At 68.5% G+C, this 12,523-nt stretch carries 16 protein-coding genes; 8 read left to right on the forward strand and 8 right to left on the reverse strand.

The features are described from left to right. The first annotated feature begins 54 nt into the window (after window positions 1-54). From EGH23_RS01690 to EGH23_RS01710, 5 genes are all read left to right on the forward strand, one after another. Window positions 55-234, forward strand: coding sequence for a protein translocase SEC61 complex subunit gamma (locus EGH23_RS01690; RefSeq protein ID WP_220578299.1), 180 nt, complete (start codon window positions 55-57; stop codon window positions 232-234). Window positions 235-238: 4 nt separating this feature from the next. Then, the gene (locus tag EGH23_RS01695) at window positions 239-676 is read left to right on the forward strand and encodes a transcription elongation factor Spt5 (protein WP_162316559.1); all 438 of its coding nucleotides are present in this window, start codon (window positions 239-241) and stop codon (window positions 674-676) included. 193 nt (window positions 677-869) lie between these two features. Beyond that, window positions 870-1,820, forward strand: a complete 951-nt coding sequence (locus tag EGH23_RS01700; protein WP_220578300.1) for an ABC transporter ATP-binding protein — start codon at window positions 870-872, stop codon at window positions 1,818-1,820. Next, window positions 1,817-2,668, forward strand: a complete 852-nt coding sequence (locus EGH23_RS01705; protein ID WP_220578301.1) for an ABC transporter permease subunit — start codon at window positions 1,817-1,819, stop codon at window positions 2,666-2,668. The genes EGH23_RS01700 and EGH23_RS01705 overlap by 4 nt, the downstream gene beginning before the upstream one ends. Next, on the forward strand, window positions 2,665-3,291 hold the full coding sequence (locus tag EGH23_RS01710) for a hypothetical protein (RefSeq protein WP_220578302.1): 627 nt from the start codon (window positions 2,665-2,667) through the stop codon (window positions 3,289-3,291). The genes EGH23_RS01705 and EGH23_RS01710 overlap by 4 nt, the downstream gene beginning before the upstream one ends. 73 nt (window positions 3,292-3,364) lie before the next feature. On the opposite strand, the gene EGH23_RS01715 is transcribed toward EGH23_RS01710, so the two are convergent. Beyond that, window positions 3,365-3,655 carry a DUF7565 family protein gene (locus EGH23_RS01715; protein WP_220578303.1) on the reverse strand — a complete coding sequence of 97 codons (291 nt, stop codon included), beginning with the start codon at window positions 3,653-3,655 and terminating at the stop codon, window positions 3,365-3,367. A gap of 97 nt (window positions 3,656-3,752) precedes the next feature. Here EGH23_RS01715 and EGH23_RS01720 point away from each other — a divergent pair, with 97 nt between their 5' ends. Further along, the gene (locus tag EGH23_RS01720; RefSeq protein WP_220578304.1) at window positions 3,753-4,514 is read left to right on the forward strand and encodes a PHP domain-containing protein; all 762 of its coding nucleotides are present in this window, start codon (window positions 3,753-3,755) and stop codon (window positions 4,512-4,514) included. Here EGH23_RS01720 and EGH23_RS01725 read toward each other — a convergent pair. Then, the gene (locus tag EGH23_RS01725) at window positions 4,511-5,017 is read right to left on the reverse strand and encodes a metal-dependent hydrolase (RefSeq protein WP_220578305.1); all 507 of its coding nucleotides are present in this window, start codon (window positions 5,015-5,017) and stop codon (window positions 4,511-4,513) included. The genes EGH23_RS01720 and EGH23_RS01725 overlap by 4 nt on opposite strands. Window positions 5,018-5,054: 37 nt before the next feature. Beyond that, the gene (locus EGH23_RS01730) at window positions 5,055-5,567 is read right to left on the reverse strand and encodes a CinA family protein (protein WP_220578306.1); all 513 of its coding nucleotides are present in this window, start codon (window positions 5,565-5,567) and stop codon (window positions 5,055-5,057) included. Between the two features lie 80 nt (window positions 5,568-5,647). On the opposite strand from EGH23_RS01730, the gene EGH23_RS01735 reads away from it, so the two are divergent. Both EGH23_RS01735 and EGH23_RS01740 read left to right on the forward strand, forming a co-directional pair. Continuing rightward, window positions 5,648-5,791: a hypothetical protein gene (locus tag EGH23_RS01735; RefSeq protein ID WP_220578307.1), complete on the forward strand. Its 144-nt coding sequence runs from the start codon at window positions 5,648-5,650 to the stop codon at window positions 5,789-5,791. A 72-nt stretch (window positions 5,792-5,863) separates the two neighbouring features. Next, entirely contained in the window at window positions 5,864-6,982 is a 1,119-nt protein-coding gene (locus EGH23_RS01740; protein ID WP_220578308.1) for a pyridoxal phosphate-dependent aminotransferase, read from the forward strand. A 134-nt stretch (window positions 6,983-7,116) separates the two neighbouring features. On the opposite strand, the gene citE is transcribed toward EGH23_RS01740, so the two are convergent. The 5 genes from citE to glmS are packed head-to-tail and all read right to left on the reverse strand — an operon-like array spanning window position 7,117 to window position 12,455. Then, window positions 7,117-8,163 (reverse strand): L-malyl-CoA/beta-methylmalyl-CoA lyase, encoded by a 1,047-nt coding sequence (citE, locus tag EGH23_RS01745; RefSeq protein ID WP_220578309.1) that lies wholly within the window; start codon window positions 8,161-8,163, stop codon window positions 7,117-7,119. Beyond that, window positions 8,160-9,248 (reverse strand): 2-methylfumaryl-CoA hydratase, encoded by a 1,089-nt coding sequence (gene mch, locus EGH23_RS01750; RefSeq protein ID WP_220578310.1) that lies wholly within the window; start codon window positions 9,246-9,248, stop codon window positions 8,160-8,162. The genes citE and mch overlap by 4 nt, the downstream gene beginning before the upstream one ends. After that, on the reverse strand, window positions 9,245-10,567 hold the full coding sequence (locus EGH23_RS01755; protein WP_220578311.1) for a methylaspartate ammonia-lyase: 1,323 nt from the start codon (window positions 10,565-10,567) through the stop codon (window positions 9,245-9,247). Before EGH23_RS01755 ends, mch begins: the two co-directional genes overlap by 4 nt. Then, on the reverse strand, window positions 10,557-12,011 hold the full coding sequence (locus EGH23_RS01760) for a methylaspartate mutase subunit E (protein ID WP_220578312.1): 1,455 nt from the start codon (window positions 12,009-12,011) through the stop codon (window positions 10,557-10,559). Before EGH23_RS01760 ends, EGH23_RS01755 begins: the two co-directional genes overlap by 11 nt. 3 nt (window positions 12,012-12,014) lie before the next feature. Continuing rightward, window positions 12,015-12,455 (reverse strand): methylaspartate mutase subunit S, encoded by a 441-nt coding sequence (glmS, locus tag EGH23_RS01765; RefSeq protein ID WP_220578313.1) that lies wholly within the window; start codon window positions 12,453-12,455, stop codon window positions 12,015-12,017. Between the last annotated feature and the right edge of the window lie 68 nt (window positions 12,456-12,523).

Here is a 12,523-nt window from a genome sequence, read left to right on the forward strand (position 1 = left end):
TCTCTTCGACCGGCGACCACAATATAGAAAAGCCAGCGGGGGATACCACCCGCTATGGACGTTCCGTACGACCTCACCTCCTACGTTCGCGTACTCAAACTGGCGAGTACGCCCTCCTGGGAGGAGTTCTCGCAAATCGCAAAGATCGCCGGTGCCGGTATCGTGCTGGTCGGACTGCTCGGGTTCGTCATCTTCGCGGTGATGACGTTCGTCCCCGGAAGCAAGCCGGTGTAAACAGATGGGAATCTACGCTGTCAAGACCACGGCGAGTCAGGAACGCACCGTCGCGGAGATGATCATCAACCGCGAGGAACCGGACATTCACGCGGCGCTGGCCCCGGATTCGCTGACCAGTTACGTGATGGTCGAGGCCGAGGACGCCGCCGTCTTCGACCGCATCTTAGACGAGATCCCCCACGCCAACGGCATCGTGCAGGGCGAGTCCTCCATCGCGGAGGTCGAGCACTTCCTCTCGCCGAAACCCGACGTCGAGGGAATCGCCGAAGGGGACATCGTCGAACTCATCGCCGGCCCGTTCAAGGGCGAGAAAGCGCAGGTCCAGCGCATCGACGAGGGGAAGGACCAGGTCACCGTCGAACTGTACGAGGCGACCGTCCCGATCCCGGTCACCGTGCGCGGCGACCAGATCCGGGTTCTGGACTCCGAAGAACGCTGACGCGTTCTTCGTGCTCTCGTTCGCTCCTCGCAGTCGCTCACGAGAATAGCGAGGAGCGCTGAGCGTCGCGAAGCGCTCCTCGCTCTCATCGAACCGCCGTTCTCGGAGGAGCTTACCGCCCGCAGAAGACTCAAAATACGATCGAACTGTTCTGAGGATTTAAGCGGAAACCACTCGACGGTGCGACCGGACGATGCCTGCCCTCCAGACGAACGGACTGACGAAACGATTCGGCGACGTCGTCGCCGTCGACGACCTCGACCTGACCGTCGAGTCGGGCGAGGTGTTCGGCTTCCTCGGCCCGAACGGGGCCGGGAAGTCGACGACCATCAACCTCCTGCTGGACTTCATCCGCCCCACCGAGGGGAGCGTCGAAGTGCTCGGTATCGACGCGCAGACCGACCCCGAAGCGGTGCGGCGACGGGTCGGCGTCCTCCCGGAAGGATACGGCTTCGACGATCCGTTGCTCGGTCGGGAGTACCTCGAATGGGCCATCGAGACGAAGGGAACCGACGACGACCCCGACGACCTCCTCTCGCTCGTGGGCCTCGGAGACGACGCCGACCGGCTCGCGGGCGACTACTCGAAGGGGATGCAACAGCGCCTGGCGTTCGCCATCGCGCTGGCCGGCGATCCGGACCTGCTGATTCTGGACGAGCCGTCGACCGGTCTCGACCCCAACGGCATCCAGCGGATGCGCGAGGTCGTCCGCGACCGGGCGGCCGACGGGACGACCGTCTTCTTCTCCAGTCACATCCTCTCGGAGGTCGAGGCGGTCTGTGACCGCGTCGGCGTGATGAACCGGGGCGAACTCGTCGCCGTCGACACCATCGACGGCCTCCGAGACAGCGCCGGCGGTCACGCCACCGTCGAACTCGAATGCGCGACGCCGCCGACGGGCCTCGGCGTCGAATCGCTCTCGGTCGTCGAACGCGCGACGGTCGAAGGCCGGACGCTCGTCGTCCGGTGTTCGGACCCGAGCGCGAAGGTGGACGTGGTCACGCACGTCGCCGAACGCGCCGCCGTCGAGGACATCCTCTCGGAGACCGTCCCCCTCGAAACGCTGTTCAGCGAGCTGACCGGCGGCGGCCGCGACGGCGGCGAGGCGGCGACGGCGGACGAGCCGGCGGAGGCGCTCCAGTGAGCGCCCTCGACGTCGCGCGAAAGGACTTCAAGGGGGCGCGCCGCTCGCGGTCGCTGTGGGCCGTCGCGACCCTATTGGGAGCGCTCACGGCGCTGATTGCCTTCGGGTATCAGGGGTATCAGCTCTCGCCGCGGGAGACGGTCGTACAGCTGTTCTCGACGATGGGACTGCTGCTCGCGATGTTGCTCCCCATCGTCGCGCTCGTCGCCAGCTACATGGCGATCGCCGGCGAGCGAGAGAGCGGCGGCGTGAAGTTCTTACTCGGCCTGCCGAACACGCGCCGCGACGTCTTCCTCGGTAAGCTCCTCAGCCGCCTCGCGGTCGTCGCCGCGGGCGTGACGTTCATGTTCGTGACGGCCAGCGCCGTCGCCGTCGCCCGCCACGGCACGCTCCCGGTCGACGTCGCCGTCGGGATGCTCGCTATCTCGCTGGTTTACGCCGCCGTGTTCGTCGCCATCGCCGTCGCCCTCTCCTCGGCGCTCGCCGAGCGAAGCCGGGCCATCGCCGCCGCCATCGGGTCGTACTTCCTGCTGGTTATCCTCTACGTGGTCCCCGGCATCGGCGTCTCGACCGTCGCGCAGTGGGTCCACACCACGATGCTCGGGGCCGAGCCGAACCTCGACCTCTACAACGCGGTGACGTACACGAGCCCCTTCATCGCCTATCGGAAGGCGGTAAACCTCGTGATGCCAGCGGGTATGGAACAGCGGGTTCTCCAGCGAACCGGCGAGAACGGCGAACTCCCGGCGTACCTCGGCGACGAGGTGTCACTCGCGGTGTTCGCCGTCTGGCTCGTCGTCCCGCTCGCGATCGGCTACCTGCGGTTCGAGGGGGCCGATCTGGAATGACCCGGCGCGATACGCTCGGGAGCGCGCTCCTCGTACTGGGCGTCGTCGCCCTGCTCGGCCCGGCGCTGTTCCCCGTCCAACCGGTGTTGTACCACGACACCGGCTACGGCAGCCCGGAGAACGAGTCACAGCTCCGCGAGCAGGGCTATCGCATCGTCGCCTACGAGAACCTCTCCGAGCGGGGACGGCACCTGTACGTCGAGACGCTTCGGTCCGGCGGCGAACACACGGTCCCGGTCGGCGAGGGCGCGCCCGCGTTCTCCTATCCCGACTCGGAGCGACTCGGCGAGATAGAGGACTACGCCGAGCGCCGTCGACTGACGACGGTGGTCATCGAACGGCCGCCGGAGGCGGACCTCCCGCCGGCCGACGAACCGCTCGGTGCGGCGGAGCACTCGCTTCGACGGGAGCGACGCGAAGCGAACGAAGAGGGAGAGCGAGTCGAGACGCCCGGCGAGGCCGCGGTCGAGGAACGGCAGCGAGCCATCGCTCGCTACGACCTCGTGACGACGCGGACCGACGAGCCGCCGCTGACGGCGACGCCGCAGCTCCTGCGAATCGCGCCGGCGCTGCTCGGCATCCTCGCGATCGGAACCGGCGGGTATCTCCGGTCGTCACCCTGAAGCGTCGCTCCCGGACGATCGGATACGGCGTCGATGATGCGTCAGCGATGCGCGGCAGAGCGCGACTCTCGACTCAGCCTTCCAGTCGCTCGACGACCTCGTTCATGTCCGCGGCCGACTCGACGGACTCCTTGACGTTCTCGCGGCGGCGGACCTCGGCGGCGGAGGCGTCGTAGGCACGGACGTACTCGGCCCGCGAGTGTTCGTCGAACGCGTGCTTGATGGCGAAGTAGCCGTCGGGGACGACTGTCCCGCACACCTTACAGGAGACGCGGTCGTGTTCGGTCGACTGGTGGACGATGAGGTCTTCGACGCGGTCGAACTGGCTGTCGTCGCCCGCGATTGCGCACTCCCAGCGTGACATTGCAGAGAGGCAGGCGGGCCTCGGACAAAAGCGTTCGCCACCGGCGGGACTGTTTCGAATAGAAACCTCTAATGGGACCACCGGGATAGCGAAAGCCGTGACGAGCGAGGGGTTCAACGTCGATCCACACGTCAAAGTGCTGGACGAATCTGTCGTCCAGCGGGCGAAAGAACGGGGACTCGACGCCCTCGTGTACGCCCCACACTTCACGCGACTGTCGGACATCCGCGCTCGGGCCGAGCGGTTCTCCGACGGGGACCTCCGGGTTTATCCGGCCCGAGAGCTGTTTACCGGGACGTGGCAGCGCCGACGCCACGTCCTCGCTGTGGGGCTCGACGAACCGGTCCCGGACTTTCTCACCCTCGACGGGACGATGGCGGAACTGCGACGCCAGGGGGCCGCCGTGTTGGTCCCCCACCCCGGATTTCTGAGCGTGAGCCTCGGTCTCAGCGAGCTGGAGACCTATCGGAACACCATCGACGCGGTCGAGACGTACAACACGAAGTTCCTGCCACATCACACCCGACGAGCGAAGCGGTTCGCCCGCGAGACGGATCTACCGGCGTTCGCTTCCTCGTACGCGCACCGCGCCGGGAGCATCGGTGAGGCGTGGGTCCAGTTCGACCGGTCGTTCGACGACGCCGAGGCGTTCGCGGCGGCGCTTCGGGACGGCGAATCGCGCCGTATCGTTCACCGCGACGGCGTGGCCCACACCGGCCGTCGGATGCTCGAATTCGCGCATTTGGGTTACGAGAACAGTTGGGAGAAGTTCGACCGGGTGATGTTACAGGGGACCGCGCCGACCCACCCCGACCACGTCGCCTACGACGGGCGGTTCGACGACGTGAAGGTGTACTAGGCGATCAGCGCCGTGTTCTCGGCGAGCATCTCGGCGACCCCCGGCGGGAGGTACTGCGGGAGGACGTAGACGAGGACGGCGATGCCCGCGAGTTCGAGGGCGGTGATGGCGACGGTGACGACCTCGGCGTACTTACTCGACGTGGTGACCCCCGACGGGAAACCGAACTCCTCGTCCCAGAACGGGTAAAACAGCGCGATCCCGCGCCGAGAGCCGAAGGCGTCGAGGACGTAGTGCGTCAGCACGCCGAGCCAGACCCACTGGAGGTTGCCGCCGTGATAGATCGGATGGGCGACGAAGACGAGGAGCACCGGGAGGTTGTGCAGCGTCTTCCGGTGTTTGCCGAAGGCCGTGTCGACGTCGGGGAACAGCGCGCCGAGCACGACCGGGAGGAACACCTCGGCGATGGTCGCGAACGTCGAGACGTCGCCGGACGGGTCGAGGACGTATCCCAGTCCGATGCTCAGGAGGATGGCGTTCAGGACGTGACCGCGTTTGTTCATCTACACGGGCCGACGCTGTGGCTCCCGAAAGGCTTTACTACTCCTCCTGTACCGCCGCCAACAGGTCTGAAAGCGCCCGTCTGGCGATGCGCGCTTTCACGTCGGTCCGGTCGCCGTCGAACTCGTAGTGCGAGACCACGCAGTCAGAGTCGCCGGACTCCCACGGCGCGGCGTGTGCGACGGCGACGTACACCGTTCCGACGGGCGTCTCGGGCGAGCCGCCGGTCGGTCCGGCGACGCCCGTCGTGGCGACGCCCCAGTCGGTCCCGGCGGTGTCCCTGACGGCGCGGGCCATCTCGTCGGCGACCGGTTCGGAGACGGCTCCGTGCGCGTCGAGCGCCTCTCGCGAGACGGCGAGCAGTTCCTGTTTGGCGTCGTAAGAGTACGAGACCACCGAGCGGTCGAAGTAGTCGCTGGACCCCGGCTCGTCGGTCAGCAGCGACCCGACGAGACCGCCGGTGCAGGACTCGGCGACGGCGACGGTCTCGTCCCGTTCGCGGAGCGCCTCACCGACCCGCGCTTCGATCGGCGTCTCGCTGTCCTCGGTCATACCTCGGCGTTGACGGCAGGGCGGGATAAGGGTTCAGTTGCCGGCCCGGAACGTATCAGTGTGGCCGTCCAACAGACCGTATGGCTTACCAGACTACGATCGGCTGGTCGCTCGTCTCCTCGGGAATCGTCACGCTGATCCTCGGCTACTTACCGGGGTCGGATCTCACGTGGGGAATCGCTCTTCTGGTGATCGGCGCGATAACGCTCTACATCCGGCAGTGACGGCTCGGTAGCCGCGAGCGAAGCCGCTCCGTTAACGGAAAGACAGACGGTCTCGGCGCACCCAACGCCGGTATGGACTACGAGACGCCGCAGTTCTTTCGGGTGATGCAGTACGCCGCCCGAGCCGACCGGGACGTGGTCGACATGGTCTCGGGCAACCCCGACTGGGACCCGCCCGAGGGCCTTCGCGACGGCCTCCGGGACTACGCCGAGGCCGACCCGAGCGAGTTCCAGTATCCGCCGAGCGTCGGCCTGCGCGACCTCCGCGAGGAGATCGCCGCTCGCCGTGACGTCGCCGTAGAGCGCGTCGTCGTCACGAACGGCGCGGGCGAGGCCAACCACCTCGCCATGAGCGGCGGTCTCGACCGCTTCGACGGCGACGAAGTCCTGCTCGCCGACCCGGTCTATCCCTACTACGCCGGCCGAGCCAACTTCCTCGACGCGGAGACGACGTTCGTCCCCGTCGCCGACGACGGCCGTCTCGACCCGGCGGACGTCCGGGCCGCGGCGAGCGAGGAGACGAGCGTCGTCGTCGTCAACTCGCCGAACAACCCGACCGGCGCGGTGTACGACGCCGACGCGATGGCCGAGTTCGCCGCTATCGCCGAGGCGAACGACGCTCTGCTCGTGAGCGACGAGGTGTACGACCACTTCGACTACTCGGGACGGTTCGGGTCCGCGCTCGAAGCGGACTCGCCCAACGTCGTCGCGACGAACTCCTTCTCGAAGTCCCTCGCCATCACCGGCTTCCGCGTCGGGTACGCGGTTTTCCCGCCCGAGGACGGCCCGAACGGCGACTTGATAGAACGCGCCCGCACCCGCCACATGCTGACGAACGTCGCCGGGAGTCGACCGGCCCAGTACGCCGTCCTGCGGGCGCTGAAGACCACCTCGCCCGAGTACTACGCCGACTGTCGCCGCCGCCTCGAAGCGCGGATAGATCGCTTCTGCGGGGCGCTCGACGAGGCGGGTGCCGAGTTCAACCGGCCCGACGGCGGCTTCTACGTGATGGCGCGCTTTCCCGACTTCCCGGGGAGTTTCGAGAACGTCTACGAGCTCGTCGACGAGGCGGGCGTCGGCGGGATGCCCGGCGAGGCGTTCGGCGACTCCCGAGCCGACTGGATCCGCTTCGCGCTGGTGACCCCGCGCGTGGACGAAGCGGCCGAGCGGCTGGCCGACTTCTTCGGGTGACTACACCGCCTCCACGCGGCGGAACAGTGCCGCGCCGAGGGCGACGATGACGGCGGCGACGACCATCGCACCGAAGTCCACGATCAGCGCTCGGTCGGAGTAGCCGACGAGTCTGAGCGGGAGCGGACGGTCGGTCAGTTGAAGATCAGTTCCACGTCGAGCGCCCGCGACAACAGCGCGTCGTCGTAGTGCTCTCCGGTCTGTTCGGGGTGGGACTCGTCGATAGCCCGCACTTTCTGGACGGTGTTGGCGAAGTTCTTGTAGGTGGCCTCGTCGACCATCTGGCCGTCGACGACGACGGCTCCCGTCCCCTCGCGCTTGGCGTCGTTGAACGCCTCTATCTTCGAGAGGTCGCGGTCCAGTTCCTCGCCGCTGGGCATGTGGACGCGGTTGGCCTGCGCGGTCTGTTTGGGGTGCAGCGACCACGAGCCGTCGATGCCGATGGTCGCCTCGTGCTCGACCTGGTCGGCGTATCCCTCGGCGTTGTAGTAGGTGACGCCCGCGCGTTCGTGGAACAACTGGTCGAAGGGACCGCCGATGGCGACGATGTCCGCGGCGCTCGTCTCGTTCGAGAGCGCTTCGAGCAGGCCGTCCCAGCGGGGGCGCTCGCCGTGGAGCGCCCGGCCGCCCAGTTCCGCCGTGTAGTCGACCGGCCCGAAGACGATGCCGGACAGCCGGGAGTCGGCGGCGAACTGGCAGATCTCCCGCAGGTCCGAGCGGGCCGCGGCGGTCTCCAGAATTATCGCCATCTCCAGCGTGCCGTCCGCTAGGCCAGCCTCGCGTTCGGCGTCGGCCAGCACGCCGGCGGCGTCGCGCACGTCGTCGAGGCGGCCGACCTTCGGGAAGACGAACCCGTCGAGGTGTTCGCCCACTTCGTCGGCGAGCCGGCGGACCTGCTCGGTGCCGCGTTCGCGGAACTCCTCGCCGTCGTAGGCCCACTCGACGCGCGGGAGGATCTCCCCGGCGAAGTCGGGCGCGTGGTCGGGCAAGCGGTCGGCGATGTTCTCGACGGCCTCGTCTTTCATCGACGGCGCGGTGCCGTCCTCGATGTCGGGCACGAGCCAGTCGGGGGTCTGGAACCCCTCGCTGGTCAGCCCCGAGTCGAGGAACTTCGCGCTGTCGTCTCGCGGAACGGCGGCCGGTGCGGTCTGGAACGTGCGGCAGAGTCGTGTGTCGGTCATTGCTGTCGCTGGATGAGGGCGGTTCGCCGGCCCGAGTAGACCGGGGTGCTGTCCTGGTTGAAGGCGACGTGCTCGAAGGTCACCGCGCCCGCGCGGTCGGGGCCCGAATCGGGGTCGCAGTCGAGGACGCGCGTGAACCCGTAGACGGTGTCGCCGAGCGTGACGAACGCGTGGAAGCGCTCGTCCGCGAACCGGCGCTCGCGGTAGGTCGCCTCGTCCGAGCGGGCGTGCGCGAGCGCGATGGAGCGAGTCACGTCGCCGTAGGCGACGATGTCGCCCGACGGCGAGTCGGCCATCTCGTCGCGGTTGTGGTGCTGACGGGCGGTGTTGAGCGTCGCCAGCGGCAGGCCCGCGACGAGTTGGTCGTCCATCGTCCGCCCGCGCTCGTGGCGGTAGGCGACCGCGGCGTTCTCGTCTCGGGCGCGGGAAAGCGCGCTCTCGAAGTCCTCGAAGCGCGCCCCGTCGGGCGCGAGGAGCGTCTCCGGGAGGTCGGGAGGGTCGGGGTCGGTCCCGTCTCCGTCGGCCATCGACCCGCTGCCGTCGGTAGCGGCGGGTTCGCGCCGCGGGACCATGTTCGTCCGCTCGTAGGAGACGAGCCGGTCGCCGGTCTCGCGGTCCCGGCCTTCCGTCTCCCACGTCACGATGCCGTAGGCCGGACGTGACGACGACGTGCGGGTATCGACCACGCGAGAGGTGACGGCCAGCTCGGTGCCGGGATAGGCCGGCCGGTGGAACTCGACGTCTGTGCGTCCGAGGAAGTACCCGCCCTTCTCCGAGAGGTCCTCGACGGTGATCCCCATCACGCAGGCGAGCAGGTAGTCGGGGTGGACCGGCACGCCGTCGAATCCCCGTTCGCGGGCGGTGTCGCTCCGCCAGTAGGCCGGGTCGTGGTTCAGCGTCTGACCCATCCACTGCTCGCTGCCGTGCTGTGAGAGGCGCAGGCCGGGGTCGTGGCTGAGGTCGTCGCCCTCCGCGAAGAACTCGAAGTATCGGCCCTTCTCGCGGGTCGTCGCCCGGTCGAGCAGCGCGTCGAAGGCGTCCTCGTCGGCGCAGTCGATGGCGTCCGGGTCGCTCCAGTCAGTCATCGGCGCGCACCCCCGGATGATTGTGCCTCGCGGCTGTCGCCGCTCGGCCGTCCGGCGTACTCGCTCCCGCTGGTCGCCGCGTCCGCCCGAGCGAGCGCGCGGCGCATCTCGTTCGTGACGACCATGAACCCCTCGTCGAAGCCCATGCCGGGTTTCGCGAGGACCTGCGCGGCGTCGGTGGCCAGCGCGACGTGGGCGCAGGCCCGCGCCGAGGTGACCGTCTCGTTGCAGGTGCCGCCCAGATACGCGCGGGTATCCGTGTCGTCGCAGTACAGCACCGCTTCCGCGGAGCGCTGGACGCCGCCGAGGTCCGGCGTCTTCACCTGCACCACGTCGGCCGCGCCCGCGTCGACGAACGCCCGCACGTCCTCGAAGGTGTTGCACCACTCGTCGGCGACGATGTCGACGGCGACGCCGGCGTCTCGCAGACCGCCGCGCAGTTCGGCCATCTGCTCGATCTGGGCGGCGCGGCCGCCGGCGTCCATCGGCCCCTCGACCTGGAGCGGGTACGGCGCGGCGGCCTCCCGCAGCGTCTCGAAGTAGTCCGTGACTTCCGTCCGGTCGTACGGCGGGCCGAATACCTTCCCGAGGATGCCGTAGACGTCGACGTGGAACCGCGGCGCGTAGTCCTCGGGGCCGAGCTCTCCCGCTCGGTCCGAGAGCCACGCGAGATAGTCGCGCAGTCCCTCGCCGTCCTCGCCCACTTTCTCGACGCTGTTGAACAGGCCGTGGGGGAGGACGGGAACGCCCTTGATGAGCATCTTCTCGGCGTTGGTCCGGCGCTCGTCGCCCGACTGGCCGAACACCGGAACGGGCGTCGTCGCGGGGTCTGTGTCGTAGGCCGCCGACAGAACGCCGGTCGGCGTCTGTCCGCGGTCGCGGGCGGCGGCGTTCAGCAGGGCCTGTGAGACGCCGTATCGGACCGCCGTGTGGAGGCGGTCGCCGCCGGAGCGCTCGGGGTCGATCGCCTCCAGCGTCTCCGCGTTCTCGCGGAACAGCGTGGCGTCCCGGCCCCGGAGCGCGTCGGCGACGACGCCCTCGACGACCGGGCGGTACGTCTCGGCACGGAACAGCGGGTCACGGCCGCCCGCACCGGAGTACTGCACCGCCGCGCAGTCGCCGGTGACGACGGTGCTGTCGGCGAGTTCGAGTTCGACAATGAGCGACTCCCCGGCCTCGCGGACCCGGTCGAACCCCTCCGTCACCGGCGGCCCGTCGTAGTCGAACCCGCGCTGGGTCGCGCCGTCCTTGATGGCGCGCTGGTCGTCGAAGAAGAAGCCCGAGACGCCCGGAACGGCCCGGATCTCCTCAATCCGCATCGCTGGCACCTCCCCGCTTTCCCGTCGGGCGACCGATGAGCTTCCCGTCGCTGATGGCGTCCACGTCGTCGGCGACCATCCGGAACGACTGGTCCCGACCCTCCGTGCGGGCGCGTTCGCCCAGCCGGGCCTTGTGCGTCTCCTTGATATCGTCGGGCAGGGCGAGGTCGGCGAACTCGAAGATCCGGACGCGGCCGTCGTCGTCCCGCGCCGGGAGGACCGCCCCGGCGGCGGCGTCGCTCGGCGCGAACGGCACGTCGAGGTCGCCCGTCTCGAACGCTCGGACGACGCCTTCCGCCACGTCGCCGTCGCCGGCCTCGAAGATGGCGTCCATCAGAGCGCGGGTGGCGCGTTCGATGAGCCGCTGTTCGTCGTCGATACCGCCGAGGTCGATGTCTTGCTCTATCATCATGTCGATGAGCTGTCTCGTCGTGCGGAGGCCGGCGGCGTTGGCCTCCTTCGTCGGGACCCCCTGGAACTCCTGCGGGGACTTCGTGATGACCTTATCGGGCTTGGCGACGGCCGCCGTCGCGCCGCCGAGGCTGATGACGCCGTTGGCGCGGGCCTCGTCGGGCGGGAACCCGCCCATCCACTCGTGGAAGACGGTCGTGACCGTGACCGCGTCCGGAAGGAACTCCTCGCCGAGTTTCCGCAGCGCGCGCAGGGCCGCGACGTCCTGCACGAGGTTGCCGACCTGCCCGTAGCCGAGCGTCACCGAGCGCACGCCCTGCGTAGCGGCGAGTTGGCCCTCGACGAGCATCACCGCGATGGCGATACACGGCGGGACGAGCGTCCCTGTCAGCGGGCCGAACGGCTCGCGGTTTATCGTGACGCCGCGTTCGGTGTAGGCCCCGCAGAGTCGGTCCACGAACTGCCAGTGTTCGATGGTCGTCGCGAGGTCGTGCCGCTTCGTGTAGGGGATGTTGTACGAGATCGGGCCGCCCTCGAAGGACTGGAAGCCGCCGGCGAGGGTGACCATCGCTAACAAGCGCGCGTCGGGCGTGCCGTGGCGCACCTCGATGGGGGCGTCGAGTGCGCGAACGAGCCGGCGGCAGTCCTCGACGCCGTGGTTCACCGCGGGAAAGCCGTTGAGCTCGTCGGCCTCGCTGTTCCGGGAGGCCGCCAGTCCCTCCTCGGCCTTCTCGTACTCGTTGTCCCGCGTGTAGGAGTCGATGGTCGTCGGGAGGAGGTCCGCCGCGCCTTCGTCCTGCAGGTAGCGCAGGAGCGATATCTGGTCCTCCAGGCAGGGGACGCCGGCCCGCGGCTGGAGCAGCGGCCGGTCGGCGGACTCGAGGACCGTCGCGAACTGCTTCGCGGTCGGCAGCGACTCGTGGAAACTGACGGCTTCCTCGAAGTCCACTTCCCGGCCGGTGGGCCACTCGTCGCGGAGGTCGTTTGCGATGCGCTGTAGCTGGTCGGTGGAGAGCTTGCTGTCTGTCGGCATGGGTTACCCGTCGACTCTGACCCGCTCGGCCTCCGTCGTCGTGAGCTGGAGGTCCTGTCGGAGCGCCGCGATGGCCTCCTCCGGGTCCGTTTCGGCGTCGAAGACCCGGTCGAAACCCATCTCGCGGAAGGTATCGCGCGTGGTCTCGAAGTCGTCCTGTCCGACGGCGAGGTTCCCGCCGACGTAGGTCCACACGTCGAGACCGGCCGCTTCGAGCCGCTCGTGGAACCCCTCACAGTCCTGTCGGGCGTGCCCGTACAGCGAGGAGACCAGTACAGCCTCGGCGTCGTGAGCTTTTGCGCTTTCGATGAACTCGGCCTGTGAGGTCTGGACGCCGAGGTTTTCGACCTCGAAGCCAGCGGCCGAGAGCGCCTGCTCGAGAATCGTGATACCGACGACGTGCGCGTCGGAACCAATCACGCCGAGGATGACGGTTCGGGGCATGTACAGTGGACGACTCGCGGACCGAGTATAAAGTTAATGGTCTATAATGATAATACGGCCTTATACAA

It is taken from the genome of Haloarcula nitratireducens, from assembly GCF_019599505.1.

What these genes read in the sequence shown, in the direction of transcription:
- EGH23_RS01690 (WP_220578299.1), top strand. Translation starts at nt 55, where the DNA reads ATGGACGTTCCGTACGACCTCACCTCCTACGTTCGCGTACTCAAACTG.
- EGH23_RS01695 (WP_162316559.1), top strand. Translation starts at nt 239, where the DNA reads ATGGGAATCTACGCTGTCAAGACCACGGCGAGTCAGGAACGCACCGTC.
- EGH23_RS01700 (WP_220578300.1), top strand. Translation starts at nt 870, where the DNA reads ATGCCTGCCCTCCAGACGAACGGACTGACGAAACGATTCGGCGACGTC.
- EGH23_RS01710 (WP_220578302.1), top strand. Translation starts at nt 2,665, where the DNA reads ATGACCCGGCGCGATACGCTCGGGAGCGCGCTCCTCGTACTGGGCGTC.
- EGH23_RS01715 (WP_220578303.1), bottom strand. Translation starts at nt 3,655, where the DNA reads ATGTCACGCTGGGAGTGCGCAATCGCGGGCGACGACAGCCAGTTCGAC.
- EGH23_RS01725 (WP_220578305.1), bottom strand. Translation starts at nt 5,017, where the DNA reads ATGAACAAACGCGGTCACGTCCTGAACGCCATCCTCCTGAGCATCGGA.
- EGH23_RS01730 (WP_220578306.1), bottom strand. Translation starts at nt 5,567, where the DNA reads ATGACCGAGGACAGCGAGACGCCGATCGAAGCGCGGGTCGGTGAGGCG.
- EGH23_RS01735 (WP_220578307.1), top strand. Translation starts at nt 5,648, where the DNA reads ATGGCTTACCAGACTACGATCGGCTGGTCGCTCGTCTCCTCGGGAATC.
- EGH23_RS01740 (WP_220578308.1), top strand. Translation starts at nt 5,864, where the DNA reads ATGGACTACGAGACGCCGCAGTTCTTTCGGGTGATGCAGTACGCCGCC.
- citE (WP_220578309.1), bottom strand. Translation starts at nt 8,163, where the DNA reads ATGACCGACACACGACTCTGCCGCACGTTCCAGACCGCACCGGCCGCC.
- mch (WP_220578310.1), bottom strand. Translation starts at nt 9,248, where the DNA reads ATGACTGACTGGAGCGACCCGGACGCCATCGACTGCGCCGACGAGGAC.
- EGH23_RS01755 (WP_220578311.1), bottom strand. Translation starts at nt 10,567, where the DNA reads ATGCGGATTGAGGAGATCCGGGCCGTTCCGGGCGTCTCGGGCTTCTTC.
- EGH23_RS01760 (WP_220578312.1), bottom strand. Translation starts at nt 12,011, where the DNA reads ATGCCGACAGACAGCAAGCTCTCCACCGACCAGCTACAGCGCATCGCA.
- glmS (WP_220578313.1), bottom strand. Translation starts at nt 12,455, where the DNA reads ATGCCCCGAACCGTCATCCTCGGCGTGATTGGTTCCGACGCGCACGTC.